The organism is Agrobacterium sp. A3-95 (genome assembly GCF_053521785.1).
Genome location: NZ_JBNWDR010000025.1, coordinates 1 through 3,217, shown reverse-complemented (window position 1 = coordinate 3,217; position 3,217 = coordinate 1). Strand labels below are relative to the sequence as shown.

Sequence of the window (3,217 nt, the reverse complement as noted above, 5' to 3'; positions counted from 1 at the left end):
GGGGTTAGAACAAGAGCAGTCCGAAATCGTACGCTAAGGACGAACGGAATGAGAACTTACGCGGCGTTCCTTAGCCTAGCCGGAAGGCGGAGCGATCGAAATCCGTTCGGCATCTGATGTTCGGCATCCCATGTGTAGATGCCGGTAAGGTTGATATGTTCCCAACTGAGCGGCGAGATGTGTTTCAATAGAGTATCAGGAATGTCTCGCCCCGCTCGTTTCAGCTGTGTGACCGCGCGATTAAGATAGACCGTATTCCAGTGCACGATTGCACTTACGACGAGATTGAGCCCTGAAGCGCGGAATGCCTGGCTCTCGAACGACCGATCACGGATCTCGCCTCGCTCGTGGAAAAAGACAGCGCGCTTCAGCTTATGGGCGGCCTCTCCCTTGTTGAGACCGGCTTGGCATCTCCGCCGCAATGCCGGACTTGAGTACCATTCGATCATGAAGAGCGACCTTTCGATACGGCCGAGTTCGCGGAGCGCCCTCGCGAGATGGCTTTGCTTCGGAGATGCGGACAGCTTCTTCAGGATCGTAGACGGTACCACGGACCGCGTCGTGATCGACGCCGCGAGATGGAGCAGATTGTCCCAATGGTCGAGAATCAGGGCGGTGTTGATCGGCGCCCCGATATGGTTCGACAGGGTTGGATATGCATCGCTCTTCTCGAACGTGTGGAACTTCCGGTCTTTGAGATTGCGCAGTCGCGGTGAGAACCGCTTTCCGATCAAGGCGAACAGCCCGAAGATATGATCACTGGCACCGCCCGTGTCGGTAAAGTGTTCCTGAATGTCGAGCACCGTGTCCTGGTCGAAGAGCCCATCGAGCACATAGGCCGCCTCGCTTTCGGTCGGACTGATGGGCAAAATGCCGAAGTAGCCGTACTGATCTGATAGATGGCTATAGAATTTCGTCCCGGGGTCGCTGCCGTAGTGCAAATTGATGTCGCCGCGCTTTGCGGCTCGGTCGCTCGCACGAAAGAATTGGCCATCTGACGATGACGTTGTGCCATTGCCCCAAAGGCGGGAATGCGGATGCTGGGTGTGGACATCGGTGATGCACGCTTGCGCCGCGCGGTAGGTCTCCGATCGGGCATGGAATGTGCGCATCCACCCAATCTGGTGAGCGCTGATCCCCTTGGATGCGCCCGCCATTCGCTTTGGGCCGAGGTTCGTCGCATCGGCCAGTACACCAGCGAGCATGGCAGAGACATTTTTCGGGATGTCGCCGGTGCGAACATGCGTGAAGTGATCCGCAAAGCCGGTCCATTCATGCACTTCCCTTAACAAGTCGGGAACCTCGACCAACGGATACATATCGCTGATCTCGGCATTCAGTTCCTCTGCTGCCACGGGGACTTCGCCGACGGTTGGTGTGACGATCAACGTTCCGGCCTCAAGACGAACTCCTTCGAGCTTTCCGGATCGTGCTCTGTGCGCAAGACGCTGCAGGTTGAACTCGAGCATCTGGCACGCTTCAGCAAGCCACTGCGCGCCGTCGCCTTGGACCCCCAAACCGAGACGATCTTCTTCCTTCATCGTGATGAATGTCGACCGCGGCATCAGATGCTCGTCAATCGGCCGGAAAGATCGGCTGCCGTCGACCCAAATGTCCGCAGATCTAAGCCGGTCTCGCAAAGCCGCTAGCGTGGCGATCTCGTAGAGACGGCGATCAGGTTTCCCTTGTTCGAAGATAAGCCGTCGATCAGTTTGGCTGAGATGGGTGAGCGGCACGCGATCAGGGAGTGTCCGCCGCTTCTCGGCATAAAGCCGTTTCAGCAGCGCAATTGCCGCCAGAAGCGGGTCGTGGCGATGCGCCGAGCGAAACGTGAAGGCCTGAAGAAATGCACCAATGTATTTGTGGACGGTCGCGTATTGTTCGGCTGCCACGGTCAACGGCGGTGCCTCGTTGTCGTCGACCATCGACTCAAGCTCAGGCTTCATCCGAAGCAACCGGTCCCAACCGACTTTCTGGTCGAGAACATCCAATGCGTTCCGACCATAGTCGTTGGCGGACTGCAGTGCGGTGATCGTATCGAGAAACATGCGCAGCGCTTTGGCGGTATTCGCTCTGCAGTCCATCTGTCGCTGCTTCTTTCGATTGTTGGCTTGCGAGAACAATTTACCCATCAGCTTGATGAACATCGTCACCGCATCGTCCGTGAGCTTCTGGCAAAGCTTGATGACTTGGGCCACGATTAGAGCGTGGCGACGGCTGGCGTTGAAGTCGTTGGCGAGCCAGGCCGGCGTTGCGTTGCCCTCCCGGATCATCTGGTCCCACCGTCCGGATGACACGCGCGCCTGCAATTCCGGATCGATCTCCAGCCGCCGCAGAAAGGCTATCCGCTCGGTCAGCCCGACGAGGTTCGACGCGGCCGGCGCTTCTGGTGCCGAACGCAGCCAATGAAAGCGGGTCTGGCCGATCGACGGGTCAACCTCTAACAGCCTATCCAGTGATTGAAGCCTATCGAGTGGGATGTCTTCAATCAGGGTTCTTTCTGCTCGCCGCCGGGCTATGGCACGGCCGGCAAGGCCGATGCGTTCGATCGTGTCGATCGCCGGCAGAAGAGCGCCGCGTTCGCGAAACGCGGCGACAGTCGAACTGGCTATCGCAGCACCGTCGTCGGACATGGTCGCCGCTTGAATTGCCGCCAATAGCGCGGCGCGGCGATCTTGCAGCGTCGCGCTTCTCGTATCCAGATACACCATTAGCCGCGCCATATGATCCCGACGGGTTTCTTCGCGGCGTGCATAGAGGGCAAATTCGTCTTGAGCGGCGCCGATCTGATCAGCAACATACGTCAGCATGGCGCGAGGCGGAGTTTCTTCTGTTCCAAGCACTCGACCCGGGTATCGCATTAGACATAGCTGGATGGCAAAGCCGAGCCGATTGTGATTACGTCTCCGCAGTTCAATCTCCAGGCGATCCGCCAATGACAACGAATAGTGTCGGATTAGGTTATCCTCGTCGACTGGTATGTCGACAAGCTTCCGGCGATCTTGATCTTTAAGAAGCTTGCGCTTTGCCATCGCCCGACTCCATTGATGAGCAATCTGCTCGAAGCGTTGTCGAGTCGGGCCAGACAGAGAAATCAAAATTGGCGCATGTCGATGGCAATCCACAGAGATCGGATGTTGCACATCCGATCTACGGTATCGTTCCGGTTTCGTTCGACCTTAGCGTACGATTTCGGACTGCTCTTGTTCCGACCCCA

1 protein-coding gene is annotated in these 3,217 nt (G+C 57.6%); it reads right to left on the bottom strand.

The window, feature by feature from the left end:
- Nucleotides 1–56: 56 nt before the first annotated feature.
- The gene (locus ACQZ5Y_RS28250; protein WP_174051273.1) at nucleotides 57–3,032 is read right to left on the bottom strand and encodes a Tn3 family transposase; all 2,976 of its coding nucleotides are present in this window, start codon (nucleotides 3,030–3,032) and stop codon (nucleotides 57–59) included.
- Between the last annotated feature and the right edge of the window lie 185 nt (nucleotides 3,033–3,217).